A 24,298-nucleotide genomic window follows, 5' to 3' on the forward strand; every position below is an offset into this window, starting at 1 on the left:
CCGAGCCGGTCGCTCGGGCTGCCTCCGGGGTCCGTCACCGCCCGGTGAACACCGCCGAGCCCGGCCCTTCGGCGACGTAGGAGCTGGTGCCGATGCGCCGGTCCGCGGTGTCGAACAGGGCGGCCCATTCGGTGCGGGCACGGTCGAGACCGTGCGGCCCGGCCTCGAACACGGCCTTGGCGGCGGCCAGCGCCCGCGCCGGACCGCCGGTGAACTGCCCGGCCCAGCGCCGCGCCGCCGCGAACACGTCGTCGGGAGCGACCACCTCGTCCACCAGACCCAGCGTCCGGGCCTCGTCGGCCGCGACGAAGCGGCCGGAGTACACCAGATCCTTGGCCGCGGACGGGCCGATCGACAGCGCCAGCCGCCGGATGCCCGCGAGCGGGATCAACCCGGCACGGATCTGCGGCAGACCGAGTTTGACGTTGTCGCCGATGATCCTGCGGTCGGCGCCGAGCGCGAGTTCCAACCCGGCGCCCAGGGCGTACCCGCAGATCGCGGCGACCGTCGGCTGCGGCACCCTGGCCAGACATCCCAGCGCGTCCTGCAGATCGGCGGCCCGTGCCGCGGCGCCGTCGCGGTCGAGCCCGGCGAGTTCGGCCATGTCGTCCCCCGCGCAGAACACCCGCTCGTCGCCGTAGACGATGAGCGCCGCCACCGCCGGATCGGCGGCCACCCGCGCGGCCGCCTCGGCCACCTCGCGTGCCACCTGGATGTTGATCTGATTCATCGGCGGGCGGGCGATGCGCAGGACGGCGACCCCGTCCTCGTCCGGCTGCCCCAGGGTCACGAATTCGGCCATACCAGGCAACCTACCGCCCGGCGCACCCGCGCCCGCGCGATGCCCGGCGCTCAGCTGCGCGCCGAACCGCGCAGCTTGCCCGCCTCCGGCAGGTCGGCGAAGTAGCGGGCGCCGTCGGGGAACGTCAGCTTCTGCGCGCCGCCGGCGGGGGCCAACACCGGCATGATCGGCTCGATCACCGGTTCGGCGGCCAGGATCTCGGCGGTCGAGTCGAAGGCCGCGAGCGCGTCCAGCTGGGCCCAGGTGGGCGGCAGCAGGATGTCGACGCCCTCGCGCCAGCGGTCCAGTTCCTCGGCGGGGGTGCGCCAGTGCACCTCGGCGGCCTCGGAGGTGGCGCCGTCGGCGCGCTGGCCCGAGGGCAGCACGGCGACGAAGAACCGGGTGTCGTAGCGGCGCGGCTCGATCACCGGGGTGATCCAATTCGCCCACGGCCGCAGCAGATCCGCGCGCAGGACGAGCTTCTCCTCGGCGAGGAAGGCGGCCAGCGAGAGTTCGCGCCGTTCCAGCTTCCCGCGTGCTTCGCGGTAGGCGGCGGTGTCGCCCACGACGGTGTCGGCGGTCGGCCCGGCCAGCAGCACCCCGCATTCCTCGAACGTCTCCCGCACCGCCGCGCAGACCAGGGCCTTGACCCGTGGCTCGGTGGTGTCGAAACGGCGTGCCCACCAGGCCGGTTCGGGACCGGCCCAGGCGATGTCGGCGGTGGCGTCGGAGGGGTCGACCCCGCCGCCGGGGAACACCGTCATGCCCGCCGCGAAGGCCATCCCGCCGACGCGGCGCTGCAGGAACACCTCGGGTCCGCGTGCGCTGTCGCGCACCAGCATCACCGTCGAGGCGTCCTTGGGCTGGGGCGCCTGCGACGCCGGGGCGCCCGCCGAATTGGTCTCACTCACCCCAGCACCATAACCCGCGTCACTGTGGCGTCAGCGCGAGCGGTGCCTGCCCGCCCGGCGCGCCCGCCGCGCGAACCAGCGGCCTTCGATCCGGTCGAGGGCGATGGCCTGGCGGAATGCCTCGCTGAGATTCTCGGAGGTCAACACGTCGCCGAGCAGGCCCTGGGCCACCACCTCGCCCTCGTTGAGCAGCAGGGCGTGGGTGAACCCGGGCGGGATCTCCTCCACGTGATGGGTCACCAGCACGATGGCGGGCGCGTCCGGGTCGGCGGCCAGGTCGCCCAGTCGCTCGACGAGCTCCTCGCGCCCGCCCAGGTCGAGCCCGGCGGCGGGTTCGTCGAGCAGCAGCAGTTCGGGATCGGTCATCAGCGCGCGGGCGATCAGCACCCGTTTGCGCTCACCCTCGGACAGGGTGCCGTAGGTGCGGTCGGAAAGGTGTTCGGCGCCGAGGCTTTCCAGCATGTCCACGGCCCGGTCGGTGTCCATGTCGTCGTAGCGCTCCCGCCAGCGGCCGAGCACCGCGTAGCCCGCGGAGACCACCAGATCGAGCACCTTCTCGTCGCGGGGCACGCGCCCGGCCAGCGCGGCCGAGGACAGGCCGATGCGCGGGCGCAGTTCGCTGACGTCCACCCGGCCGAGGGTTTCGCCGAGCAGGTTGGCCGTGCCCGAGGTGGGGTGGGTCTCGGCGGCGGCGATACGGAGCAGCGAGGTCTTGCCCGCGCCGTTGGGTCCGAGCACGACCCAGCGTTCGTCGAGCTCGACCTGCCAGGTGACCGGGCCGACGAGGGTGTGCCCCGAGCGTCGGATGGTCACGTCGGTGAAGTCGATGAGCAGATCGGGATCCGGTTGCGGCACGCGCTCCATCTTGGCTCAGATCCCGCGGCGGTGTCGGACCGGCCCTCACCAGGTGTCGGCGGGCACCCCGATCACGGTCAGCGAACCGGGCGCGATCTCGGTGAATCCGGCGTCCCGCACGGCGATCGCCGCGCCGGCGTCCACCAGCGCGGTCAGCGCACGCCAGCGGTCCGGGTCGGCCTCGCGCACCGAACAGCGGAAACCCGCTCCAGCCCAGCGCAACGCGTGCTCGGCGCTCATCGCGCCCGCCAGCAGCATGCTCGCGTGTCCCACCTGTGCCGCGGATTTGCCCAGCGACATGCCCAGGGCCGAATTCACCCACAGCACGGGCAGATCCGGGTCCGGCGGGCCCGGCTCGTCGTGGGCGAGGTCGGTGCCGCCGATCTGCAGCTTCCTGATCCGCGGGTCCACCTCCCCGACCGGGCCGGGCACGTAGGCCCGCGCCGCGGCGCCGTCGACCTCGACGGTCACCCCGTCGACCTCGGTCGCGGCCTGCCACTGCGCGCCGCGCGCCCGCCGGGCCACCTTGCGGATACGCGCGCCGGTCCAGGCCAGGAACCGCTGTTCCCACGGCCCGCCGTGGCCGACCCGCGGGTCGAGGCACAGCGCCACCACCGCCGACGCGGCGGCGGCGAGCAGGGCGCTGCGCGCGGGTGGATCCACCTTGGGCAGGTGCAGCACCATCTGCATGGCCTGTACGCGATCCGGGTCCGCCGGATCGTCGGCGCCGCCGTAACCGCGGGCCAACACGGCATGCCTGGCACGGAAAGCCGCCGGTGTGTCCGGGATTTCGTCGACGAGCCGGATGTCGCCGCCGCTGTCCGGGTCGGTCATGCGCTCCCCCTTCGGGCGTCACGGTGCATCCGGTGCGTGCGGATGCCTGGCGTGTGCAAGGCGCGGGCGGCGCCGGGCATTCCCGGCGGCGGGCCCGCGGCCCGCTCAGCCGATCAACGGCACCCGGCGCAGCAGGCCGTCGCGCGCGTCGGCCGCCTCCACCTCGTCCCGGGTGACGCCGAGGATGAACAGCACCGCGTCCAGGTACGGGTGCGACAGCGCCGCGTCGGCGACCTCGCGCAACGCGGGCTTGGCGTTGAACGCCACCCCGAGCCCGGCCGCGTTGAGCATGTCGATGTCGTTAGCGCCGTCGCCGACCGCCACCGTCTGCTCCATGGGCACGCCCGCCTCGGCGGCGAACTTGCGCAGCGCGGTCGCCTTGGCCGCGCGGTCGACGATCTCGCCGACGACCCGGCCGGTGAGCTTGCCGTCGACGATCTCGAGGGTGTTGGCCTGCACGAAATCCAGTTCGAGGTCGTGCGCGAGCGGCTCGATCACCTGGCGGAACCCGCCGGAGACCACGCCGCAGCGGAAGCCGAGCCTGCGCAGGGTGCGGATGGTGGTGCGCGCGCCCGGCGTCAGCTCGATGCGCTCGGCCACCTCGTCGATGACCGACTCGTCCAGGCCCGCGAGCGTGGCCACGCGCTGACGCAGCGATTCGGCGAAGTCGATCTCCCCGAGCATGGCGGCCTCGGTGACCTGCCGGACCTGCTCCTCCACCCCGGCGTGCGCGGCCAGCATCTCGATCACCTCGCCCTGGATCAGGGTCGAGTCGACGTCGAACACGATCAGCCGCTTGGCGCGCCGGGCCAGGCCCGCCCGCTCCACCGCGACGTCGACCTCCTCGGCCACGGCCACCTCGGCCAGCGCCGTGCGCAGCCGCGAATCGGTGTCGCTGCCGGTGTCGATCGCGGTGACCAGCAGCTCCATACCGGTCACCGGGTAGTCGGCGATACCGCGGATGGTGTCGATGTTGGCGCCCAGCGCGGCCAGCTGCCGCGAGACGGCGCTGAACGCCCGCGCGGTGACCGGCGCACCGAGGATGACGACGGCGTGCGTGGACATCGGCTGCCTGCCGATGGCCGCGCCCACCTCCACCTCGACGGCCATGCCGACGGTGTTCATCGCCTCCTCGAGCTCGTCCTGCAACGCCTCGGGGTCGCTGGGACAGCTGATCAGCACGCCCAGGGTGAGCCTGCCGCGAATGACGACCTGCTCCACGTCGAGCAGGCTCACCTGGTGCCGCGACATGGCCGCGAGCAGCACGGACGTCACGCCCGGCCGGTCCGGCCCGGTGACGGTCACGAGAACGGTGGTGTCGGCCACGTCGGTGCGCTCCAAGTCTTTCTGCTCGTCACACGAGTGTGCACCCGCTGGGGCCCAGCGGGTGCACAGTCGTCGTCGTTACTTCTTCGCCAGCAACGCGTCGTCGTCCTGCGGGGTCCCGTGCTTGCCCGAGCCCCAGCCCACGTGCGCCTCGGCGCGCATGCGCTCGATCATGTGCGGGTAGTGCAGCTCGAAGGCCGGACGCTCGGACCGGATGCGCGGCAGCTCGTAGAAGTTGTGCCGCGGCGGCGGGCAGGTGGTGGCCCACTCCAGCGAGTTGCCGTAACCCCACGGGTCGTCCACGGTGACGACCTCACCGTAGCGGTAGCTCTTGAAGATGTTCCAGATGAACGGCAGCATCGAGGCGCCGAGCACGAACGCGCCGATCGTGGAGATCGTGTTCAGCGTGGTGAAGCCGTCCGAGGGCAGGTAGTCGGCGTAGCGGCGCGGCATGCCCTCCGCACCCAGCCAGTGCTGCACCAGGAAGGTGGTGTGGAAGCCGACGAAGGTGGCCCAGAAGTGCCACTTGGCCAGGCGCTCGTCCACCATGCGGCCGGTGATCTTCGGGAACCAGAAGTAGATGCCGGCGAAGGTGGCGAACACGATGGTGCCGAAGAGCACGTAGTGGAAGTGGGCGACCACGAAGTAGGAGTCGGTGACGTGGAAGTCCAGCGGCGGGCTGGCCAGGATGACGCCGGACAGACCACCGAAGAGGAAGGTCACCAGGAAGCCCAGCGACCACAGCATCGGCGATTCGAAGGTCAGCTGACCCCGCCACATGGTGCCGATCCAGTTGAAGAACTTCACGCCGGTCGGGACCGCGATGAGGAAGGTCATGAACGAGAAGTACGGCAGCAGCACCGCGCCGGTGGCGTACATGTGGTGCGCCCACACGGCGATGGACAGCGCGGCGATGCCCAGGGTCGCGTACACCAGGGTGGTGTAGCCGAAGATCGGCTTGCGGCTGAACACCGGGAAGATCTCGGAGACGATGCCGAAGAACGGCAGCGCGATGATGTAGACCTCGGGGTGGCCGAAGAACCAGAACAGGTGCTGGTAGAGCAGGATGCCGCCGGTGGCCGGGTCGTAGATGTGCCCGCCCAGGTGGCGGTCGTAGGCCAGGCCGAACAGGGCCGCGGTGAGCAGCGGGAAGGCCAGCAGCACCAGCACGCTGGTGACGGCGATGTTCCAGGTGAAGATCGGCATCCGGAACATGGTCATGCCGGGGGCGCGCAAGCAGACGACGGTGGTCAGCATGTTCACGCCGCCCAGGATGGTGCCCAGACCGGAGACGGCGAGGCCGAGGATCCACAGGTCGGTGCCGACACCGGGCGAGTGCAGGATGTCGGTCAGCGGCACGTAGGCGGTCCAGCCGAAGTCGGCCGCGCCGCCGGGGGTGATGAAGCCCGCGGTGGCCATGGTGGCGCCGAACGCGTAGAGCCAGTAGCTGAAGGCGTTCAGGCGCGGGAAGGCGACGTCGGGGGCGCCGATCTGCAGCGGCAGGATGATGTTGGCGAAGCCGAACACGATCGCGGTCGCGTAGAACAGCAGCATGATCGTGCCGTGCATGGTGAACAGCTGGTTGAACTGCTCGGGCGAGAGGAACTGCAGACCCGGGCGCGCCAGCTCACCACGCATCAGCAGGGCCATCAGACCGCCGATCATGAAGAAGCTCATGGCGGTCACCAGGTACATGGTGCCGAGCACCTTCGGGTCGGTCGTGGTGACCATCTTGTAGAGGAAAGAACCCTTGGGTCCGGTCCGTGCCGGATACGGTCGAGTCGCTTCCAACTGAGGGACTGGTCTGGGCTCTACCGCAGTCACTGATCCTCCTGAAGGTGCCTTTAGGTCGCTCCGCAGGCTCCGCTGCTCGCACACATCCCGTTACCGGAACAGCGGACAGTTCGCTTGCGCTCCACAGATCGTAAACCGTGCGCCCGTGCCACACGGCAGGTGGTCCTACTCTGCGTCGTATTTCCCGGCGGCGGTCCCGCGCGCGAACCTCCCGCCGGGCCGATGAATTCCACCGACGCCGCACGTCTGAAGGGGTGACAGCAGCACACGGCCACTGTTCCCGACCACCGAGGAGACCATCATGACCACCAAGCCGGGCGATCCCGTCTGGGTCGACCTGTTCACCTCCGATCCCGAGGGCGCCGTCGCCTTCTACGGCGGGCTGTTCGGCTGGACGGCCGACCGCGCCGAGGAGTTCGGCGGCTATCTCACCTTCCGCAAGGACGGCAAGGCCGTCGCGGGCGGCATGGGCAAGACCGAGGCCGACGCCGACGCCCCCGACCAGTGGACGATCTACCTGTCCGCCGCCGATGCCCGCGCCACCGCGGAGGCGGCCGCCACGCACGGCGGCACGGTCGTCGTGCCCGCCATCGACGTGGGCGATCTCGGCACCATGGTGGTGCTCGGCGATCCCGGTGGGGCCGGGGTCGGCGTGTGGCAGGCGGGCACCTTCCCGGGCATCGAGACCAGCGCGATGGTCGAGGGAGGGCGGTGGCGCGACCACGCGGGCGCGCCGTCCTGGTTCGAGCTGCACACCACCGAGTACGAGAAGGCGCTGGCCTTCTACCGCGACGTGTTCGGCTGGGCGGACACCTTCGAGATGCCCGGCGCGCCGGACTTCCGCTACACCACGATCCACTCGACGAGTCCGATGCTCGGCGGCGTCATGGACGCCGCCGTGGTGGATCCGGCCCAGCGGATGTCGGGCTGGACGGTGTACTTCGGCGCCGAGGACGTGGACGCCACCGTGGCGAAGGCGGTGGACCTGGGTGGACGCGTGCTGCACCCGGCCGAGGACAGCCCGTACGGGCGGATGGCGGTGCTGGCCGATCCGACCGGTGCGCGCTTCTGCGTCGGCGGGGACGTGCCCGGATCCTGAGCCCGGCACCATCGCAGAGGGCGCTCGCCTGTACCCTCTCCGGCATGCCGGTGAGCGCCCTCGTCCGCACCCGAAACCGCACCGTGGTCACCCGATTCGCCGTCGCGGCCGTGGCGGCGCTGTGCGCGGCCGCCCTCACCGGATGCGGTGATCGCGCCGACGACGCCAGTTCGATCGTGCGCACCACCACCAACATCGCCGGTGCGGGCGTGGTCGGCCTGGAACGCGACACCACGCACGCCTGCCCGCTGCCCAGCGCCCCCGACCAAGCGTCGGGTACCCGCTCGGTGACCCATGCGGCGGGCGTGTCGGAGGTGCCCGCCGACCCGCAGCGCATCGTCGTGCTCACCACCTCGGCCCTGGACGCCACCTGCGCGCTCGGCCTGTGGGAGCGCGTGGTCGGCGCGGTCGCGGTGGACGGGCCGCGTCCGCAGCCGCAGTATCTGGGCACCGGCGTGCTGGAGATTCCGGTGGTCGGCAGTGCCGCCGAGCCGGATCTCGCCGCCATCGCCGGGCTGCGACCGGATGTGATCATCGGCGAAACCCCCTCGGGCGCGGCTACTTTCGACGCGTTGCGGGCCATCGCCCCCACGGTGCTGGTCGGTTCCCCCACCGGCTGGCAGGCCGAATTCGCCGCCTTCGCGGCGGGACTGGGTCGCGAGCAGGCCGCGGCGGCGGCGTTGCGGAGCTACCGTGACGAAGCCCGCGAGACGGGCACCGCGATCGCGGCCACCGAGAGCCAGGCCTCGGTCGTCCGGTTCACCGCCGACACCATGCGGGTGCAGGGTGCGGACAGCTTCGCGGGCGGCGTACTCGCCGACGCGGGGGTGCAGCGCCCGGCCGCCCAGCGCGGCGCCTCCTTCGACGTGGCCGCCGGTCGGTACCAGGAGCAGGTCGAAGGCGACCTGATCTATGTGATCCTGGCCGGTGAGCAGGGCAAGGAGTACGGCGAGTCGGTGATGCGCGGCCGGGAGTGGAAAGACCTGGGCGCGGTGTCGGACCACCGCGTCTTCGCCGTGGAGGACAGCGTCTGGCACGGCGGCGGCCTCACCGCGGCCCGCGCACTGCTCACCGACCTCCGCAACACCCTCAACGGGTTCGTCACCGACTGAGCGGCCCGGCGGCGGCTTCGACCCGCTCCCAGCGGTCTCCCAGCGGTCCCCCAGCCGGATGGCAGCGGCGCTTCCTACCGTCGGCACGGACACGGCTGAAGGAGGCAGGGATGGGCGGAGACGATCGACACGAGCACGACCGCGGGCTCGGCTACGACATGGCGGTGATGTCGCGGCGGCGGGCGTTGTTCTTCCTGGGCGCGGCGGGCACCGCGGCGGTGGCGGCGGGCTGCGCGTCCGGCGACGACATCGCCGCGACGACGGGCGGCACGACGACGGGCGGCGCGACATCCACCTCGGCCGGCACGGTCGCGGCGGCGCCGCAGGAGACCGCGGGCCCCTATCCGGGCGACGGGACCAACGGGCCGAACGTCCTCGTCCAGTCGGGCGTGCTCCGGTCCGACATCACGCGCAGTTTCGGCGGCGCGACCGGCGTGGCCGAGGGGGTGCCGATGACGCTGTCGCTGTCGCTGCGGGATCTCGCGAACGGCGGCGCGGCAGGCACCGGCATGGCCGTGTACGTGTGGCACTGCGATCGCGACGGCGAGTACTCGCTCTACGGCGCGAACGTCACCGGTGAGAACTATCTGCGCGGTGTCCAGGTGGCCGACGATTCCGGTACCGTCACGTTCACCTCGATCTTCCCGGCGTGCTATTCCGGCCGCTGGCCGCACATCCATTTCGAGGTCTACGACTCGCCGGCTTCGGCGCTCTCGGGCGAGAACGCCCGGCTGACCTCGCAGATCGCGCTGCCACAGCAGTCCTGCGAGCAGGTGTTCGCGCACGATTCCGGCTACGCCCGCAGCGTGACCAACCTGTCGCGGGTGTCGCTGGACTCCGACAACGTCTTCGGTGACGGCTGGGATGCCGAACTGGCCACCGTCACCGGCAGCCCGGCGGACCGGATGCTGGTCTCGCTGACGATCGGCGTCGCCGAGCGCACGCAGAACACCCCGCGCAACCCGATGGCGCCCGGTGGCGCGCCGCCGCGCAGCCGCTGACCCACCCCGCACCCCGCGTGTCCCGCGGGGCCGGGGCGGTGCCTACGGACTCAGAAGTCCCAGTCCTCGTCCTCGGTGTTGACGGCCTTGCCGATGACGTAGCTGGAGCCGGAACCGGAGAAGAAGTCGTGGTTCTCGTCGGCGTTCGGCGAGAGCGCGGACAGGATCGCCGGGTTCACCCTGGTCTCGTCGGCCGGGAACAGGCCCTCGTACCCGAGGTTCATCAGCGCCTTGTTCGCGTTGTAGCGCAGGAAGGTCTTGACGTCCTCGGTGAGGCCGACCTCGTCGTAGAGGTCCTGGGTGTATTCGACCTCGTTCTCGTAGAGCTCGTAGAGCAGCTCGAAGGTGTAGTTCTTCAGCTCCTCGCGCTCGGCCTCGGACACCTGTTCCAGGCCGCGCTGGTACTTGTAGCCGATGTAGTAGCCGTGCACCGCCTCGTCGCGGATGATCAGCCGGATCATGTCGGCGGTGTTGGTGAGTTTGGCCCGCGAGGACCAGTGCATCGGCAGGTAGAAGCCGGAGTAGAACAGGAAGCTCTCCAACAGAGTGGAGGCCACCTTGCGCTTGAGCGGGTCGTCGCCCTGGTAATAGTCGAGGACGATCTCGGCCTTGCGCTGGAGGTTCCGGTTCTCCTCCGACCAGCGGAACGCCTCGTCGATCTCCTTGGTGGAACACAGCGTGGAGAAGATCGAGCTGTAGCTCTTGGCGTGCACCGACTCCATGAACGCGATGTTGGTGAGCACCGCTTCCTCGTGCGGCGTCAGCGCGTCCGGGATGAGGCTCACCGCGCCGACGGTGCCCTGGATGGTGTCCAGCAGCGTCAGGCCGGTGAAGACCCGCATGGTCAGCTGCTGCTCGTGCGGGGTCAGCGTGTTCCACGAGGGGATGTCGTTGGACACCGGCACCTTCTCCGGCAGCCAGAAGTTGCCGGTCAGCCGATCCCAGACCTCGGCGTCCTTCTCGTCGGGCACCCGATTCCAGTTGATGGCCGACACCCGATCGATCAGTTTCATGCTGCCTCCACACCCTTTCCCGAACACACTGCGGTTCTCCGGACACCCCGCGGTCACCGAGTACCTACCCAGTCAGACACTACTCGTTGTGTCCGACAACTCCACGCAACACAAGGTGTTGTGTTGCCCGCAGTGGCGGCACCGGCGGTCGATCCGCCACGGACCGGCGACGCGCGGCCCCTATTGTGCGCCACCCGATCCCGCGGGCCGCACCGGGTCCGAGCCGACCCCGCGGATCGGTCGCCGATGGTTTGCTCGGCGGCTCGCCGACCTGCCCGAACCGCGATCCCGACGGGCCGCGGGCTGCTCAGAGCATGTGGAATCGCGCCTCGGGGCGCCCCGGGGTTGGGCCGTCCAGCAGCGGCTGCGGGATCCCGCGCAGCCGCTGATCGAAGAACGCGCCGACGTAGGCGCGGGTGAGCGCCACGGCACGCTGCCCGGACAGCGTGCCGCCGGGCGGCAATCCGAGTTCGCTCCCGTCCAGTTGCTCCGCGAGCACCGGGATGTCGGTGAAGGAGTAGTGGTCGGCCCCGGCGAAGGTCACCCAGCGCTTCCACATGCCCAGTGCGGGCCAGGTCAGCGTCCAGGTCGGATCCGAACCGCCGGGCCGGTGCACCTCGTCGTCGGTGCCGAGTAACAGGAACGCGCGCCCGGCCGGATCGTCGCCGGGCGGCAGGCTGAAGAACGCCCCGTCCATGTTCACCCCGGCACGCACCCGGCCGTCGCGCGCCATGGCCGCGGCGGCGCTCGCCCCGCCGATCGAATGGCCCGCCATCCCGATGCGGGTGAAGTCGACCGACCGGGCCACCGGCGGCGCGTCGGCGGCGGCGAGGCGGTCCAGCAGCACCGACACGTCCCGGGCGCGCGTCTCCACGAGGAGGGCGAAAGCGCCCTGGTCCTCCAGTGTTTCGCAGGCGCGGCAGGTCGACATCCGCCCGTCCGGGAATTCGACGCCCATCGCCTCGTTCGCGTGATCGACCGCGGCCACGACATACCCGCGCGAGGCGAGCTCCTCGGCCAGCGAGGTCAGGGTGTAGCGCGGCATCCCGAAGCCCGGGGAGAGCACGACGAGCGGGAACGAACCCGGTTGCGGGGTGGCGCCGGTGACGCTGTGGGTTCCGGTGGCGCGCACCGCTTCCCCCGCGTCACTCGACCGGGCGCCCGCGCGGGTGACGAGCAGGCGCGCCTCGGCCGGCGTGGCATACGGCGCCACGGCGCCGTCGCCCGGTAGCGCGGGATAGAACAGGCCGACCATCAGTTCGCGGGGCTCGCTCGGCACCCAGGGGTCCCGGCGGGAGTCGTCCACGACATGCCAGGTATCGCGGCCGACCGCGAAAACGCCGGTCGGCATGGGCAGTTCGGGCGCGGACACCGGGGCCGCCGCGACCGGTGCGGCGGTCACCGGGGCGGCGGTGGCGGCTCCCAGCGGAAGGACCGCCACCGCCACCGCGGCGGCGACGAGGCGACGCAGTTCGATCATCAACCCGACACTAGGCGGGCACGTCCTGCCGCGGAATCGGCCTGAGGTCGGCTTCGCCGCCCACGGATTCTCAGGGTGCGCGTCATCCCCGAGAACGATGGGGAGGGCACCGCCACTCCGGGAAAGATCGCCCCGCCGGACGATGCGCGCGCGCCACCGCACCGGGCACGGTGACCGGTATGAACAGTGCGACACGGGTTTCGCGCCGCCGCCGCGTCGCGTCCGTGCTGGCGGCGGTCGCCGTCGCCGCCACGGCCTGCGCGACGGCCGAGGCGCCGGCCTCGAACGAGCCGGTGCGGCAATGGGGCTACCTGACCCTGCCGACGGGCGAACGCATGCGGTACTCGGTGGTGCTCCCCGAGGCGAGCGGGCAGTTCCCGGTACTGGTGGAATACGACGGCTACGGCGCGGGAACCGAGCCCTCGATCGGCATGCCCTGGGTGCGTGAGGGTTACGCCGTCGTCGGGCTGAATGTGCCCGGTACCGGCTGCTCCACCGGTGACAACCACATGTTCGGCGCGGAGATCGGGGCCGCGGGCGCCTTCGCCGTGGAATGGGCGGCACAGCAGCCCTGGTCCACCGGGCGGGTCGGCATGATCGGTTACTCCTACTCCGGCTACAACCAGCTCTGGACCGCCGCCGAGCGGCCGCGCGGGCTCACCGCCATCACCCCGAGCAAGAACGTCGGTGATCCCTATCGGGATGTCGCCTACCCGGGCGGCATCCGCAACTCCGGGTTCCCGACCGCGTGGTGGGGCGAGTTCCCGGAGATCTGGCGGTCGGCGGCACAGCGGGCCGCTGAACTCGACGGCGACACCGACTGCGCGGCCACCGTGGCCGACAACATCGCCAAGGCGCAGCGCCCGGAGTTCGACTTCGGCCGCCGCATCACCGAAACCACCGAGCACGAGGGCTTCTACGTCGACAAGAGCGCCCGGTCGCGCACCGACCGCATCGACGTACCGGTGCTGGCCACCCAGTCCTGGCAGGACGAACAGGTCGGCACCCGGATGGGCTACGTCGAGGAGACGGTGCGCCCGGACCTGCTGTGGACGGTGAGTTCCAACGGCGACCACCACACCGACCTGACCTCCGCCGACATCCGGGAACTCATGCGCCGCTTCCTGGCCCGCTACGTCAAGGACGAGGACAACGGGTTCGAGCGCGAGCCCCGCGTGCGTGTGCTCCAGGAGATGCAGGTCGCCGGCTCGGGCGAGGAACAGACGACCACGCCGACCGCGGTCGCCGAATTCGGTTTGCCGGTGCCGGTCACACCGCTGCGCCTGTGGTTCGGTCCGGACGACACGCTCACGCAGGCACCCCCGGCCCCGGACACGCCCGGTGCCGAATACCGGTATCCCGTCTCGGGCAGCGTGGTGAACGATCCGCCGGCCGAGGGCTGGTCGCCGGACACCGCCCCGGACGGCAGGCGCGCCTTCACCACGGCCGCGCTGCCGCAGGCGCTGAGCTTCCTCGGCGCGGGCTCGGTCGACCTGTGGCTGAGTTCGACCGCGCCCGACACCGACGTGCAGGTGACCCTGTCGGAGGTGCGGCCCGACGGCAAGGAGATGTTCGTCCAACGCGGTTGGCTGCGCGCCTCCGAACGACGACTGGACCCCGCACTGTCCACCGAACTGCGCCCCTGGGGCGACTTCGGCCCCGGCGCCGCCGAGCCACTCACCCCGGGCGAACCGGCCCTGCTCCGCGTCGAACTTCCCAAGTTCGCGCACACCTTCCGGCCCGGCTCCAGCATCCGGATCACCATCGACGCCCCCGCGCGGACCGGTTTCTGGGAGTTCGACCGGATCACCACCGAGGCGGTGAACACCGTCCTGCTCGATGCCGCCCACCCGTCCAGCGTCGTCCTCGGCTACACGCCGTACCCGCACGCACCGGCGCTCCCGTCGTGCGCGACGACGCTGCGCCAACCCTGCCGCGACAACACCACCCCGATCCCACCCGGCGAGGGACCGCGTCCCCCGGCCTGACCCGCCACTCCGCACCGCGGAGTTGGCGAACGAGGCGATGGCGAACGAGGTGAGGGCGGCGGCGCTTTCGCTGTTCCCCCGACCTCAGATCCCCAGTACCAGTTTGGCGGTGGTGAAGTAGATGACCAGGCCGGTCGCGTCGACCAGGGTGGTCACCATCGGGGCCGAGACGACGGCGGGGTCGATGCGGAGCTTCTTGGCCAGCAGCGGCATGGTGCCGCCGATGGTGGCCGCCCAGCCGCAGATCAGCACCAGCGTGATCGCGACGACCACGGCGATGCGCGGGCCGACGAACAGGGCCGCGATCGCCAGGCCTGCCGAGGCCAGCAGTGACCCCAGCACCAACCCGACCCGGCACTCCCGCCAGATCACCTTGAACAGATCCGACACCCGGACCTCGCCCACCGCCAGCGCGCGCACACAGGCCGTCGCCGCCTGCGCGCCCGCGTTGCCGCCCGCGCCGATCAGCAGCGGGATGAACAACGCCAGGTGGGCGGCCTGTTCCAGGGTGGCCTGGAAGAAGTCGGTGACGCTCACCGTCAACGTCGCCGCGAACAGCAGCAGCATCAACCACAGCGCACGATAACGGGCCAGCTGGAACACCCCGGCGGCCATGTAATGGCCCTCCCACGGCGCCGAACCCGCTTGCCGCGCAACGTCTTCGCTGTCGGCGGCCTCGATCACCTCGACCGCGTCGTCGATGGTGAGCAGGCCGACCAGGCGGTTCTCGCTGTCCACCACCGGCAGGTTGATGTCGTTGGTCTCGCGCATCAACCGCGCCGCCTTCTCGGCGGAGTCGGTGGCGCGCGCGAACGCCGGTTCGGTGACGACGAGTTCGGACACCATCGTCTCCGGCCGGGCCAGCACGAGTTCCCGCAGCTCCACGACGCCGGTCAGCCGCCGGCCCGAGTCGACCACCGGCAGCGTGTACACGGTCTCGGCGTGCGCGCCCTTGGCCCGCACGGTCGCCAGCGCCTCGGCGACGGTGAGATCGCTGGGCAGCGCGACCACCTCGGGAGTCATGTACTGCCCGGCCGAACCTTCCGGGTACCCCAGCAAACTCGCCGTCATCCGCCGTTCCCGCGGGCTGAGCCCGGCCAGCACCTTCTTGGCGACCTTGGCCGGCGCCTCGCGCAGCATGCGGGCGCGGTCGTCGGGCGCCATCCCTTCCACCAGCTCGCGGAAACTCTGATCCCGCAAGCCCTGCAGGATCTGCTGCTGGTCGACCGGTTCGAGTTCCTCGAACACCGCCAGCGCCTGATCCTTGTCCAGCAGCCGGAACGCCACGCCTGCCTGGACGGCGTCCATGCGGGCGAGTTGGTCGGCGATCAGGTGCGGCGGATGGTTGTCCAGCCAGTCCAGTGCGGCGTCGACGCGGTGGTCGGCGACGAATTCCGGCAGCGATTCGGCCGGAACCGGGCGTGCTTCGATGAGATCGATCTGCGACATGGGGAGTCCTCAGCTCGAGTGGTCGGCGCCCGAAGGCGGCAGCGGAGCGTGACCACGGCGGGCGCCCCGCGCGAGCACAGGGGCACCGCTCACCGTGGGTGAATGAGCGCGAGATTCACACCGCGTGGCGCCTGCCCCGGCGACGCAGAACGTCGAACGACGTCTAGGAATGCGAAGGGGCGGCGCCGCGCGGCCTTCGACTGGGAGGTTCACTGCGCATGCGACCCACCTCCTCGTCCTAGGCGGCGATCCTGCCGATCGCGCGCGCCGTTCGTCCCCGCGTTTCGTTCCGGGGAACCTTCACATTGCTCGAACACAGCGTGTGCTCGAATCCAATATGCCCGAACACGACGTGTTCGAACACAATTCTGACCGAACGCGAATGCGTCCTCCGGCAGGATACCTCTTTCGCCGGGAACTTTCACGGCGAGCCCCCACCGACCGCACAACGCCCCCGGCGAGGTGATCCAGGCCACCCCAGCCGTTTTCGGACACCAGGTGTGCGCACCCGAGGGTCGAGGACGCGGGACGCCGGTGGGACCGGCGCATTCGACCGGAGCCCAGCGGGCGGTTGGTGCGGTTGCCGCGCCGACCGAAGAAGGCGGTTCCGCGTGCGCGGGTACGACCTTGCCCAGCCCGAACGCGACCAGGTCGCGGGATTATCCCCGTGCGGGAGCACCTGTCGCACAGCACCCATAGGTTGTTGTCGTCGGACTCATCCCCGCGTGCGGGGGGAGCACTTGCCTGCCTTCCGGGTCACCTCCCGGATCGGGGGCTCATCCCCGCGTGCGCGCGGGAGCACCCACAGTGGCGGCCAATCGGGATTCAGGGGCGGGGCTCATCCCCGCGTGCGCGGGGAGCACAGAACCGCACCAGCACGGCCGTCGTCCGCCAAGGGCTCATCCCCGCGTGCGCGGGGAGCACAACCCGTACCACCACACCGGGACGTCGCCGCGGGGCTCATCCCCGCGTGCGCGGGGAGCACTACTGGCGCGGGGACCAGCCCTCGGTGCCGTTGGGCTCATCCCCGCGTGCGCGGGGAGCACCGGCCGGTGTCGGGCGGAAGTCCAGCGGCGACGGGCTCATCCCCGCGTGCGCGGGGAGCACGCGTTCCTGCGCGGGCAGATCGGCGCCACCCCGGGCTCATCCCCGCGTGCGCGGGGAGCACCGCGCCAGCTCTCGTCGCGCGGACAGCGCCTCGGGCTCATCCCCGCGTGCGCGGGGAGCACCCAGTCCGCGTACAGGCAGCCGTGCGTGAAGGGCTCATCCCCGCGTGCGCGGGGAGCACTTGCTGTCGGTGGTGTTGTGGTCGGTGGTCTCGGGCTCATCCCCGCGTGCGCGGGGAGCACCGATGCCGCCGCTGCCGTCAACTGTTCTGCGTGGGCTCATCCCCGCGTGCGCGGGGAGCACCTCTACGACCTGCCCGACACCCTCTCCGGAATGGGCTCATCCCCGCGTGCGCGGGGAGCACGACTGAGGATTGCACGCCGAGGCCGATCACCTGGGCTCATCCCCGCGTGCGCGGGGAGCACATCGCCGCCGGGGATGCGCGGATCTACGTCGAGGGCTCATCCCCGCGTGCGCGGGGAGCACGGCACCGGTTCGCGCACACAGCCGCTGATCGTGGGCTCATCCCCGAGTGCGCGGGGAGCACACTTCCTGACCTGCATGTTCTCAGCCCACTACCCCAGTTTTCATTCACTTTCACCCAACTCACGCGCCGCAATCCACCTCCTGATACATCACACCTCCGTCGTCCCGCGTGAGCCTCCGCACAGGTTCCCACAACCTACGCCTACAACACCGGAAGGGAGGCCCCGCGAGCTCCAACAGCCCCCACAACGAGCCCGTTGAAGCTCGTAGCCTCGTTTCCGCTCGCGACCCTGGACGTGTACCGCATGCACCCCTAGACGCACGAAGGCAACTCGCTTGCAGTCGACCGCTACGGCCAAGCGGGCGTTTTCCGCCACGGATCGGCCGGCACCACCCGCTCCCCCGCCCGCACCATCATCCGCTCGAGCACGGCCATGCGCTTGCGCTGCGCGAGCACCTCGTGCAGCGCCGCGTTCACCGTCTCCTCCGTCCGTCCCGCGGTGCCCAGCAGCGCGCCGACCATTGCCAGCGCTGCCTCGTCGACCTCGATCGTCACCCGCGCCATACCCACCTCCACTCGACCCCGTATGCGAAATGGTAAGCCGCCACCTCCCGGAGAACGGACATCTCGGGCGTGCCCGGGCTTGTCTGCGCTTGACCCTGACGCAGTGTCACCCTCGCAGCATGATCGGCATGAGCGACGAGTTCACCGTCCGGGTCGACGGCGCCACCATCCCGGTCGTCCGCGCCGGTCGTGGACGACCACTGATCCTGTGCCCCGGCCTGTGCACCACGCAGGCCGGGCTGTCCGAGCTGATCGGCCTGCTGCGGCGCGACCACGAGGTCTACTCCTTCGACCTGCGCGGCACGGCGTCTCCGGTGCCGCCGACCGGTACACCGTCGCCGGGTTCCTGGCCGATGTCACCGCCGTGCTCACGCGGGTGCGCGGCCGCTCGGCGGTGGCGCCGGTGCTCGTCGGGTACTCGCTCGGGGCCGACCTGGTGGTGCACTATGCGTCCGATCATCCCGGCGCCGCCGCCGAACTGGTGTTGCTGGACGGGGCGAATCCGGTCCCCGAGCCGTTCGTCACCGACGACGCCCTGCCCGAGTTCCGTGCGATGTTCGAGGACGTGGCGGCCTGGACCGCGAGCGTCGCGGACACACCGCACCGGGTACTGCTCACCGCCGCGGACATCCTCGCCGTCGATCGGGAGGTCGACGCGATGCGCGCGGCGACCCTGCCCCGCTTCGCGCGGATCGAGTGCCCGGTCCGGATGGTCACGTCCACCGCGATGGCCGGTGACGACGGCGACGACCGCGCCCGACGGCGAAATCGGAACTGGCGGGCCGGGATCGAGCGCCTGGTCCGCGAACACCCGCACATCCGCACCCGGTGGCTGACGGCCGGTCACGACCTGGTGCACACCCGGGCCGAGGACATCGCCCGGTTCATCGCGACCGGCGAAGACCCGGGAGACTGGTCCCATGCTGACCATCGGTGAGCTGGCCGCCCACGCCGGAGTCACGGTGCGCGCGGTGCGCCACTACCACGCCAAGGGATTGCTGGCCGAACCCGAGCGGGACCACTCCGGGTATCGGCGGTATCCGGCCGCCGCGGTGGTGGAGCTGATCAGGATCCGAACCCTCGCCGAGGCCGGGGTGCCGTTGGCGCGGGTGCGGGAGCTCCTGCGCGCCGATCCGACCGAGTTCGCCGCCGCAGTGGCCGAGATCGATGACACGCTGCGCGCGGAGATCCGGCGCCGGGAGGGACTGCGGCGGCGGATCGCGCATCTCGCCGCCGGTGACCGGCTGGTGCTGCCGCCGGAGCTGATCGAGCTCCTGGACCGGTTGCGAGCGCTGGGCGTCGACGAACGGATCGTCCAGGCCGAACGCGACGGCTGGATCCCGTTGGTCGCGCGCGAGCCCGAGCGGGCGGCGCGGTGGATCGCGCACAAACGCGCCCGGATCGCCGATCCGGGACTCGTCCAGGTCTACCGCGCGTTGAGCGGCGCCCTGGACCAGGCCGGCGACCACGACCTCGCCGAACTGGCCGACACCATGGCCGCCTACCTGACCGGTGCGGCCGACGACCCGGGCGAGAACAACCTGCCCACCATCGAGGCGCCGCTGGTCGCCCTGGTGGAAGCACTCGCCTTCGACACCTGGCCACCGGCCCGCCGCCTGCTGACCCTGCTGCGGGAGCGCGGCTGGAGCGGCTGGACCGAACCCCAGCGCGTGGAACCGTCTCGGGGAGCGGATCGAGCCACCGATGAGTTCGCGCGGCGAATCCGGTCTGAACGGTTATGACTCGTATCGTCGCCGACATCTCGATGTCCCTCGACGGCTTCGTCACCGGCCCCGACCCAGGCCCGGACAACGGCCTCGGTACCGGCGGCGAGCCGCTACACACCTGGGCGTTCTCCGACGACCCCGAGGACCGCCGCATGCTCAGCGAGGGGACGGCCCGCTCCGGGGCCGTCGTCCTCGGCCGCAACCTGTTCGACGTGGTGGACGCGCCCGGCGGCTGGAACGACGAGGTCGGCTACGGCGCGGCCGAGGTCGGCACGCCCGCGTTCGTGGTCGTGACCAGCGCACCGCCGACCTCGGTGCGGCTGGCGCACCTCGACTGGACCTTCGTCACCACCGGCCTGTCCGACGCGGTCGCCGCCGCGCGCGCCCGCGCGACGGCGGCCTCGGCCGAACGCGGCGAGGATCTCGACGTCGTGCTCATGGGCGGCGGCACCCTCATCGGGTCCGCGCTCGCCGCGGGTCTGGTGGACGTGCTGTCCCTGCACCTCGCCCCGGTCCTGCTCGGCGCCGGAACCCCGCTGTTCACCGACGGTCCACCCCGCACCCTGCGGCAACGCAGCGTCACCCCGACCTCGACCGCCACCCACCTCCGCTACGACGTCGGCTGAGCGGCCACCGCCTCCAGCTGCCGCCCCCTTTCGAACCGGCGCGCGTGGAAGGATTGCCTGGGGTATGCCGACGGTTGAGAGTGACGACGGCGGGTGGACCGCCGACTGGTCGAGACAAGGAGAACTCGGGTGCGTTTCGGATTGTTCGTCCCGCAGGGATGGCGGCTGGATCTGGTGGGGATCGAGGTCGAACGGCACTGGGACGTGATGCGGGGGCTGGCCCGGCGGGCCGACGAGCACGCGGAGTGGGAGTCGATCTGGGTCTACGATCACTTCCACACCGTGCCGGAGCCGACTCAGGAGGCCACGCACGAGGCGTGGACGCTGATGTCGGCGTTCGCGGCGAGCACCGAGCGGGTGCGGCTGGGACAGATGTGTACCGCGATGAGCTACCGCAACCCCGTCTATCTGGCGAAGGTGGCGGCCACCGTGGACATCGTCTCCGGTGGCCGGGTGGAGATGGGCATCGGCGGCGGCTGGTACGAGCACGAGTGGCGGGCCTACGGCTACGGCTTCCCGTCCGCGGGTGAGCGGCTGGCCCGGCTCGACGAGGGCGTGCAGATCTTCCGGCAGGCGTGGACCACCGGCGAGGTGCACCTGGCGGGCAAGCACTATCAGGTCGACGGCGCGATCGTGCGACCGCTCCCGCTGCAGGACGGCGGAATCCCGGTGTGGATCGCCGGCGGCGGCGAACAGAAGACGCTGCGGATCGCCGCGAAGTACGCGAACTACACCAACTTCGCCGGTGAGCCCGACGAATTCGCCCGCAAATCGGAGATCCTGCGCGGGCATTGCGCCGAGGTCGGCACCGATTTCGACGCCATCGTGCGCTCGGCCAACTACAACGCGATCATCGGCGCCGACCGGGCCGAGGTGGCGGACCGACTCGCCGCCCTGCGCGCCCGCCTCACCGGAGCGGTCACCGCCGAGGTCGCCGACGAATGGGTCGATCGCCTCTTCGGCACCAGCCTCGCCGTCGGCACCCCCGAGCAGGTCGCCGAGAACCTGAGCAAGGTGCGCGACCTCGGCCTGGGCTACGCCATCCTCAACTTCCCCGAATCCGCCTACGACACCTCGGGCATCGAACTCTTCGAACGCGAGGTGATCCCCGCCCTGCGCTGAAACGGCTACGGGCCCGGGAGCTTCCGCGACGGAAGCTCCCGGGCCCGTTCGGCGCGAACCGCGGATCAGAGCATGCAGCTCACGCAACCCTCGACTTCGGTGCCCTCCAGCGCCATCTGCCGCAGGCGGATGTAGTACAGGGTCTTGATGCCCTTGCGCCAGGCGTAGATCTGGGCCTTGTTCAGGTCGCGGGTGGTGGCGGTGTCCTTGAAGAACAGCGTCAGCGACAGGCCCTGGTCCACGTGCTGGGTGGCCGCGGCGTAGGTGTCGATGATCTTCTCGTAGCCGATCTCGTAGGCGTCCTGGTAGTACTCCAGGTTGTCGTTGGTCATGTAGGGCGCCGGGTAGTAGACGCGCCCGATCTTGCCTTCCTTGCGGATCTCGATCTTCGACGCCACCGGGTGGATCGAACTGGTGGAGTGGTTGATGTAGGAGATCGAGCCGGTCGGCGGCACGGCCTGCAGGTTCTGGTTGTAGATGCCGTGCTCCATCACCGAGGCCTTCAGCTCACGCCAGTCGTCCTGGGTGGGGATGCGCACACCCGCGTCGGCGAACAGCTGCCGCACCCGCTCGGTCTTGGGCTCCCACACCTGCTCGGTGTACTTGTCGAAGTACTCGCCGCTGGCGTACTTGGACTCGGGGAATCCGCCGAAGTAGGTGCCGCGCTCGATCGCGAGCCGGTTCGACGCCCGCAGCGCGTGATACACCACCGTGTAGAAGTACATGTTGGTGAAGTCGATGCCCTCGTCCGAGCCGTAGTGGATGCGCTCGCGGGCCAGGTAGCCGTGCAGGTTCATCTGGCCGAGGCCGATGGCGTGCGACTGCTGGTTGCCCTGCTCGATGGAGGGCACCGAGGTGATGTGGGTCTGGTCCGACACCGCGGTCAGCGCCCGGATCGCGACCTCGATGGTCTGCGCGAAATCCGGCGAGTCCATCGCCTTGGCGATGTTGAGCGAGCCCAGATTGCAGGAGATGTCCTTGCCGACCTTGGCGTAGGACAGATCGTCGTTGAACTCCGAGGGCGTGGAGACCTGCAGGATCTCCGAGCACAGGTTGGAGTGGGTGATCTTGCCCGCGATCGGGTTGGCCCGGTTCACCGTGTCCTCGAACATGATGTACGGGTAGCCCGACTCGAACTGCAGCTCGGCGATGGTCTGGAAGAACTCGCGCGCTTTGATCTTCGACTTGCGGATGCGCTTGTCGTCGACCATCTCGTAGTACTTCTCGGTGACGTCGATGTCGGCGAACGGCTTGCCGTAGATCCGCTCCACGTCGTACGGCGAGAACAGGTACATGTCCTCGTTCTTCTTCGCCAGTTCGAAGGTGATGTCGGGGATCACCACGCCCAGCGAGAGGGTCTTGATGCGGATCTTCTCGTCGGCGTTCTCCCGCTTGGTGTCCAGGAAGCGGTAGATGTCGGGGTGGTGCGCGTGCAGGTACACCGCGCCCGCGCCCTGCCGCGCGCCGAGCTGGTTGGCGTAGGAGAAGGAGTCCTCGAGCAGCTTCATGATGGGGATGACGCCGGAGGACTGGTTCTCGATCTTCTTGATCGGCGCGCCGTGCTCGCGGATGTTGCTCAGCAGCAGTGCCACACCGCCGCCGCGCTTGGACAGCTGCAGGGCGGAGTTGATGGAGCGCCCGATGGACTCCATGTTGTCCTCGATGCGCAGCAGGAAGCACGACACCGGCTCGCCGCGCTGCTTCTTGCCCGAGTTGAGGAAGGTGGGCGTGGCGGGCTGGAAGCGGCCGTCGATGATCTCGTCGACGAGCTTGCGGGCCAGCTCCTCGTCACCGGCGGCCAGCGTCAGCGCCACCATGCACACGCGGTCCTCGAAGCGCTCCAGGTAGCGCTTGCCGTCGAAGGTCTTTAGCGTGTACGAGGTGTAGTACTTGAACGCGCCGAGGAAGGTGGGGAACCGGAACTTCTTGTCGTAGGCCTGCTGGAACAGGCTCTTGACGAACGCGCGGCTGTACCGGTCGAGCACCTCGGGCTCGTAGTAGTTCTCCTCGACCAGGTAGTCCAGCTTCTCGTCGAGATTGTGGAAGAAGACCGTGTTCTGGTTGACGTGCTGCAGGAAGTACTGGCGCGCCGCCTCGCGATCCTTGTCGAACTGGATCTTGCCGTCGGGGCCGTACAGGTTCAGCATCGCGTTGAGAGCGTGGTAGTCGAGTACCTCGCCCGCGGTGTCGGCGGTACGCGCCGCGGGCTGCTCTAGGCGGGCCGACTTTCCGGCCGGCGCTGTCGTTGCTGTTGCCAAAACAATCCCAATCCCTCTCGGACGCGCTCGACGTCCTGCGCGGTTCCCATCAGTTCGAAGCGGTACAGGTACGGCACCCCGCATTTCCGCGAGATGACCTCGCCCGCATAGCAATAGGTGTCGCCGAAGTTCGTGTTGCCCGCCGCGATGACGCCGCGCAGCAGCGACCGGTTGTGCGGATCGTTGAGGAACTTGGCGACCTGGCGCGGCACGAACTCCTTGTCGGACCTGGCCCCACCGAGCACGTGCCGACCGCCCCCGTAGGTGGGGACGATCAGCACGTAGGGTTCGCCGACGCGCAGCGAGTCGGCGGTGTGCAGCGGTATGCGAGTCGCCGGGAGTCCCAGCTTCTCGACGAAGCGGTGCGTGTTCTCCGATGCGCTGGAGAAGTAGACGAGCGCGGTGTCGCCGAACGCCTCGGTGCCGCGCGACGCGACGCCCTCGGGTGACACAGCCATGCCCACCTGCCCTCTCCTCGGATGAACCGGCAGCGCGGCGGCCGGTCAGGCCGCGACGGTCGCCAGTGCCTTGATGCGGTCGGGGCGGAAGCCGGACCAGTGGTCCTCGCCCGCGACGACGACCGGCGCCTGCAGGTAGCCCAGCGCCATGACGTAGTCACGCGCCTCGGGGTTCTCGGTGATGTCGACGACCTCGTAGTCCACCCCGGCCTTGTCGAGCGCCTTGTAGGTGGCATTGCACTGAACGCAAGCGGGCTTGGTGTACACAGTGACGGTCATGACAGTCCCTCTCTCCTATGCCTGATC

Annotated in this window: 21 protein-coding genes and 1 CRISPR repeat array; of the genes, 8 read left to right on the forward strand and 13 right to left on the reverse strand. The window is 70.3% G+C overall.

What is annotated here, in order from left to right; translation table 11 throughout:
- Positions 1-34 precede the first annotated feature (34 nt).
- The 6 genes from CRM89_RS14935 to ctaD all read right to left on the reverse strand — a co-directional run bounded on the left by CRM89_RS14935 (position 35) and on the right by ctaD (position 6,531).
- On the reverse strand, positions 35-802 hold the full coding sequence (locus tag CRM89_RS14935; protein ID WP_060594781.1) for an enoyl-CoA hydratase-related protein: 768 nt from the start codon (positions 800-802) through the stop codon (positions 35-37).
- Between the two features lie 50 nt (positions 803-852).
- On the reverse strand, positions 853-1,623 hold the full coding sequence (locus CRM89_RS14940) for an NUDIX hydrolase (RefSeq protein ID WP_220276279.1): 771 nt from the start codon (positions 1,621-1,623) through the stop codon (positions 853-855).
- Positions 1,624-1,722: 99 nt separating this feature from the next.
- Positions 1,723-2,556 carry an ABC transporter ATP-binding protein gene (locus CRM89_RS14945; protein WP_098084465.1) on the reverse strand — a complete coding sequence of 278 codons (834 nt, stop codon included), beginning with the start codon at positions 2,554-2,556 and terminating at the stop codon, positions 1,723-1,725.
- A 36-nt stretch (positions 2,557-2,592) separates the two neighbouring features.
- Entirely contained in the window at positions 2,593-3,381 is a 789-nt protein-coding gene (locus tag CRM89_RS14950; RefSeq protein ID WP_170986797.1) for an aminoacyl-tRNA hydrolase, read from the reverse strand.
- A gap of 105 nt (positions 3,382-3,486) precedes the next feature.
- Positions 3,487-4,707 carry a phosphoserine phosphatase SerB gene (gene serB, locus CRM89_RS14955; RefSeq protein WP_098087000.1) on the reverse strand — a complete coding sequence of 407 codons (1,221 nt, stop codon included), beginning with the start codon at positions 4,705-4,707 and terminating at the stop codon, positions 3,487-3,489.
- 78 nt (positions 4,708-4,785) lie between these two features.
- Entirely contained in the window at positions 4,786-6,531 is a 1,746-nt protein-coding gene (ctaD, locus tag CRM89_RS14960) for a cytochrome c oxidase subunit I (RefSeq protein ID WP_011210828.1), read from the reverse strand.
- Positions 6,532-6,802: 271 nt separating this feature from the next.
- On the opposite strand from ctaD, the gene CRM89_RS14965 reads away from it, so the two are divergent.
- From CRM89_RS14965 to CRM89_RS14975, 3 genes are all read left to right on the forward strand, one after another.
- Positions 6,803-7,600 carry a VOC family protein gene (locus CRM89_RS14965; RefSeq protein ID WP_098084467.1) on the forward strand — a complete coding sequence of 266 codons (798 nt, stop codon included), beginning with the start codon at positions 6,803-6,805 and terminating at the stop codon, positions 7,598-7,600.
- Positions 7,601-7,644: 44 nt separating this feature from the next.
- Positions 7,645-8,712: an iron-siderophore ABC transporter substrate-binding protein gene (locus tag CRM89_RS14970; protein ID WP_098084470.1), complete on the forward strand. Its 1,068-nt coding sequence runs from the start codon at positions 7,645-7,647 to the stop codon at positions 8,710-8,712.
- A 110-nt stretch (positions 8,713-8,822) separates the two neighbouring features.
- On the forward strand, positions 8,823-9,713 hold the full coding sequence (locus CRM89_RS14975) for a dioxygenase (RefSeq protein WP_098084473.1): 891 nt from the start codon (positions 8,823-8,825) through the stop codon (positions 9,711-9,713).
- Between the two features lie 50 nt (positions 9,714-9,763).
- On the opposite strand, the gene nrdF is transcribed toward CRM89_RS14975, so the two are convergent.
- Both nrdF and CRM89_RS14985 read right to left on the reverse strand, forming a co-directional pair.
- Positions 9,764-10,726 carry a class 1b ribonucleoside-diphosphate reductase subunit beta gene (nrdF, locus tag CRM89_RS14980; protein WP_060594776.1) on the reverse strand — a complete coding sequence of 321 codons (963 nt, stop codon included), beginning with the start codon at positions 10,724-10,726 and terminating at the stop codon, positions 9,764-9,766.
- A 307-nt stretch (positions 10,727-11,033) separates the two neighbouring features.
- A complete protein-coding gene (locus CRM89_RS14985; protein WP_098087001.1) occupies positions 11,034-12,206 on the reverse strand; it encodes an alpha/beta hydrolase in 1,173 nt (390 codons plus the stop codon).
- A 179-nt stretch (positions 12,207-12,385) separates the two neighbouring features.
- Here CRM89_RS14985 and CRM89_RS14990 point away from each other — a divergent pair, with 179 nt between their 5' ends.
- On the forward strand, positions 12,386-14,194 hold the full coding sequence (locus CRM89_RS14990; protein WP_098084475.1) for a CocE/NonD family hydrolase: 1,809 nt from the start codon (positions 12,386-12,388) through the stop codon (positions 14,192-14,194).
- A gap of 84 nt (positions 14,195-14,278) precedes the next feature.
- Here the strand turns inward: CRM89_RS14990 and mgtE are convergent, their stop codons facing one another.
- Positions 14,279-15,643 (reverse strand): magnesium transporter, encoded by a 1,365-nt coding sequence (gene mgtE, locus CRM89_RS14995; RefSeq protein ID WP_098084478.1) that lies wholly within the window; start codon positions 15,641-15,643, stop codon positions 14,279-14,281.
- Positions 15,644-16,354: 711 nt separating this feature from the next.
- Positions 16,355-17,297: a CRISPR direct-repeat array (repeat unit 29 nt; unit sequence GGGCTCATCCCCGCGTGCGCGGGGAGCAC).
- Positions 17,298-17,585: 288 nt separating this feature from the next.
- Positions 17,586-17,792: a hypothetical protein gene (locus tag CRM89_RS15000; RefSeq protein WP_127516210.1), complete on the reverse strand. Its 207-nt coding sequence runs from the start codon at positions 17,790-17,792 to the stop codon at positions 17,586-17,588.
- Positions 17,793-18,165: 373 nt separating this feature from the next.
- Between CRM89_RS15000 and CRM89_RS15005 the strand changes: the two genes are divergently transcribed.
- From CRM89_RS15005 to CRM89_RS15020, 4 genes are all read left to right on the forward strand, one after another.
- Positions 18,166-18,738 carry an alpha/beta fold hydrolase gene (locus CRM89_RS15005; RefSeq protein ID WP_228821866.1) on the forward strand — a complete coding sequence of 191 codons (573 nt, stop codon included), beginning with the start codon at positions 18,166-18,168 and terminating at the stop codon, positions 18,736-18,738.
- Positions 18,722-19,543, forward strand: coding sequence for a MerR family transcriptional regulator (locus tag CRM89_RS15010; protein WP_098084481.1), 822 nt, complete (start codon positions 18,722-18,724; stop codon positions 19,541-19,543). The genes CRM89_RS15005 and CRM89_RS15010 overlap by 17 nt, the downstream gene beginning before the upstream one ends.
- A complete protein-coding gene (locus tag CRM89_RS15015; RefSeq protein WP_060594773.1) occupies positions 19,540-20,154 on the forward strand; it encodes a dihydrofolate reductase family protein in 615 nt (204 codons plus the stop codon). Before CRM89_RS15010 ends, CRM89_RS15015 begins: the two co-directional genes overlap by 4 nt.
- A gap of 129 nt (positions 20,155-20,283) precedes the next feature.
- The gene (locus CRM89_RS15020) at positions 20,284-21,276 is read left to right on the forward strand and encodes an LLM class F420-dependent oxidoreductase (RefSeq protein ID WP_086848126.1); all 993 of its coding nucleotides are present in this window, start codon (positions 20,284-20,286) and stop codon (positions 21,274-21,276) included.
- Between the two features lie 65 nt (positions 21,277-21,341).
- Here CRM89_RS15020 and nrdE read toward each other — a convergent pair whose 3' ends face one another.
- From nrdE to CRM89_RS15035, 3 genes are all read right to left on the reverse strand, one after another.
- Positions 21,342-23,423 (reverse strand): class 1b ribonucleoside-diphosphate reductase subunit alpha, encoded by a 2,082-nt coding sequence (gene nrdE / locus CRM89_RS15025; protein WP_060594771.1) that lies wholly within the window; start codon positions 23,421-23,423, stop codon positions 21,342-21,344.
- A 65-nt stretch (positions 23,424-23,488) separates the two neighbouring features.
- The gene (nrdI, locus tag CRM89_RS15030) at positions 23,489-23,992 is read right to left on the reverse strand and encodes a class Ib ribonucleoside-diphosphate reductase assembly flavoprotein NrdI (protein ID WP_041560332.1); all 504 of its coding nucleotides are present in this window, start codon (positions 23,990-23,992) and stop codon (positions 23,489-23,491) included.
- Between the two features lie 45 nt (positions 23,993-24,037).
- Positions 24,038-24,271 carry a redoxin NrdH gene (locus CRM89_RS15035; protein WP_011210843.1) on the reverse strand — a complete coding sequence of 78 codons (234 nt, stop codon included), beginning with the start codon at positions 24,269-24,271 and terminating at the stop codon, positions 24,038-24,040.
- Positions 24,272-24,298: the final 27 nt, after the last annotated feature.

Origin of the sequence: Nocardia sp. FDAARGOS_372, assembly GCF_002554515.1 — a bacterium.
Taxonomy (GTDB): Bacteria; Actinomycetota; Actinomycetes; order Mycobacteriales; family Mycobacteriaceae; genus Nocardia; species Nocardia farcinica.

Bases quoted from the DNA above. Each gene is read 5' to 3' on its own strand.
- CRM89_RS14935 (WP_060594781.1), bottom strand. From the start codon at position 802: ATGGCCGAATTCGTGACCCTGGGGCAGCCGGACGAGGACGGGGTCGCC.
- CRM89_RS14940 (WP_220276279.1), bottom strand. From the start codon at position 1,623: ATGCTGGTGCGCGACAGCGCACGCGGACCCGAGGTGTTCCTGCAGCGC.
- CRM89_RS14945 (WP_098084465.1), bottom strand. From the start codon at position 2,556: ATGGAGCGCGTGCCGCAACCGGATCCCGATCTGCTCATCGACTTCACC.
- CRM89_RS14950 (WP_170986797.1), bottom strand. From the start codon at position 3,381: ATGACCGACCCGGACAGCGGCGGCGACATCCGGCTCGTCGACGAAATC.
- CRM89_RS14965 (WP_098084467.1), top strand. From the start codon at position 6,803: ATGACCACCAAGCCGGGCGATCCCGTCTGGGTCGACCTGTTCACCTCC.
- CRM89_RS14970 (WP_098084470.1), top strand. From the start codon at position 7,645: ATGCCGGTGAGCGCCCTCGTCCGCACCCGAAACCGCACCGTGGTCACC.
- CRM89_RS14975 (WP_098084473.1), top strand. From the start codon at position 8,823: ATGGGCGGAGACGATCGACACGAGCACGACCGCGGGCTCGGCTACGAC.
- nrdF (WP_060594776.1), bottom strand. From the start codon at position 10,726: ATGAAACTGATCGATCGGGTGTCGGCCATCAACTGGAATCGGGTGCCC.
- CRM89_RS14985 (WP_098087001.1), bottom strand. From the start codon at position 12,206: ATGATCGAACTGCGTCGCCTCGTCGCCGCCGCGGTGGCGGTGGCGGTC.
- CRM89_RS14990 (WP_098084475.1), top strand. From the start codon at position 12,386: ATGAACAGTGCGACACGGGTTTCGCGCCGCCGCCGCGTCGCGTCCGTG.
- mgtE (WP_098084478.1), bottom strand. From the start codon at position 15,643: ATGTCGCAGATCGATCTCATCGAAGCACGCCCGGTTCCGGCCGAATCG.
- CRM89_RS15010 (WP_098084481.1), top strand. From the start codon at position 18,722: ATGCTGACCATCGGTGAGCTGGCCGCCCACGCCGGAGTCACGGTGCGC.
- CRM89_RS15015 (WP_060594773.1), top strand. From the start codon at position 19,540: ATGACTCGTATCGTCGCCGACATCTCGATGTCCCTCGACGGCTTCGTC.
- nrdE (WP_060594771.1), bottom strand. From the start codon at position 23,423: ATGCTGAACCTGTACGGCCCCGACGGCAAGATCCAGTTCGACAAGGAT.
- nrdI (WP_041560332.1), bottom strand. From the start codon at position 23,992: ATGGCTGTGTCACCCGAGGGCGTCGCGTCGCGCGGCACCGAGGCGTTC.
- CRM89_RS15035 (WP_011210843.1), bottom strand. From the start codon at position 24,271: ATGACCGTCACTGTGTACACCAAGCCCGCTTGCGTTCAGTGCAATGCC.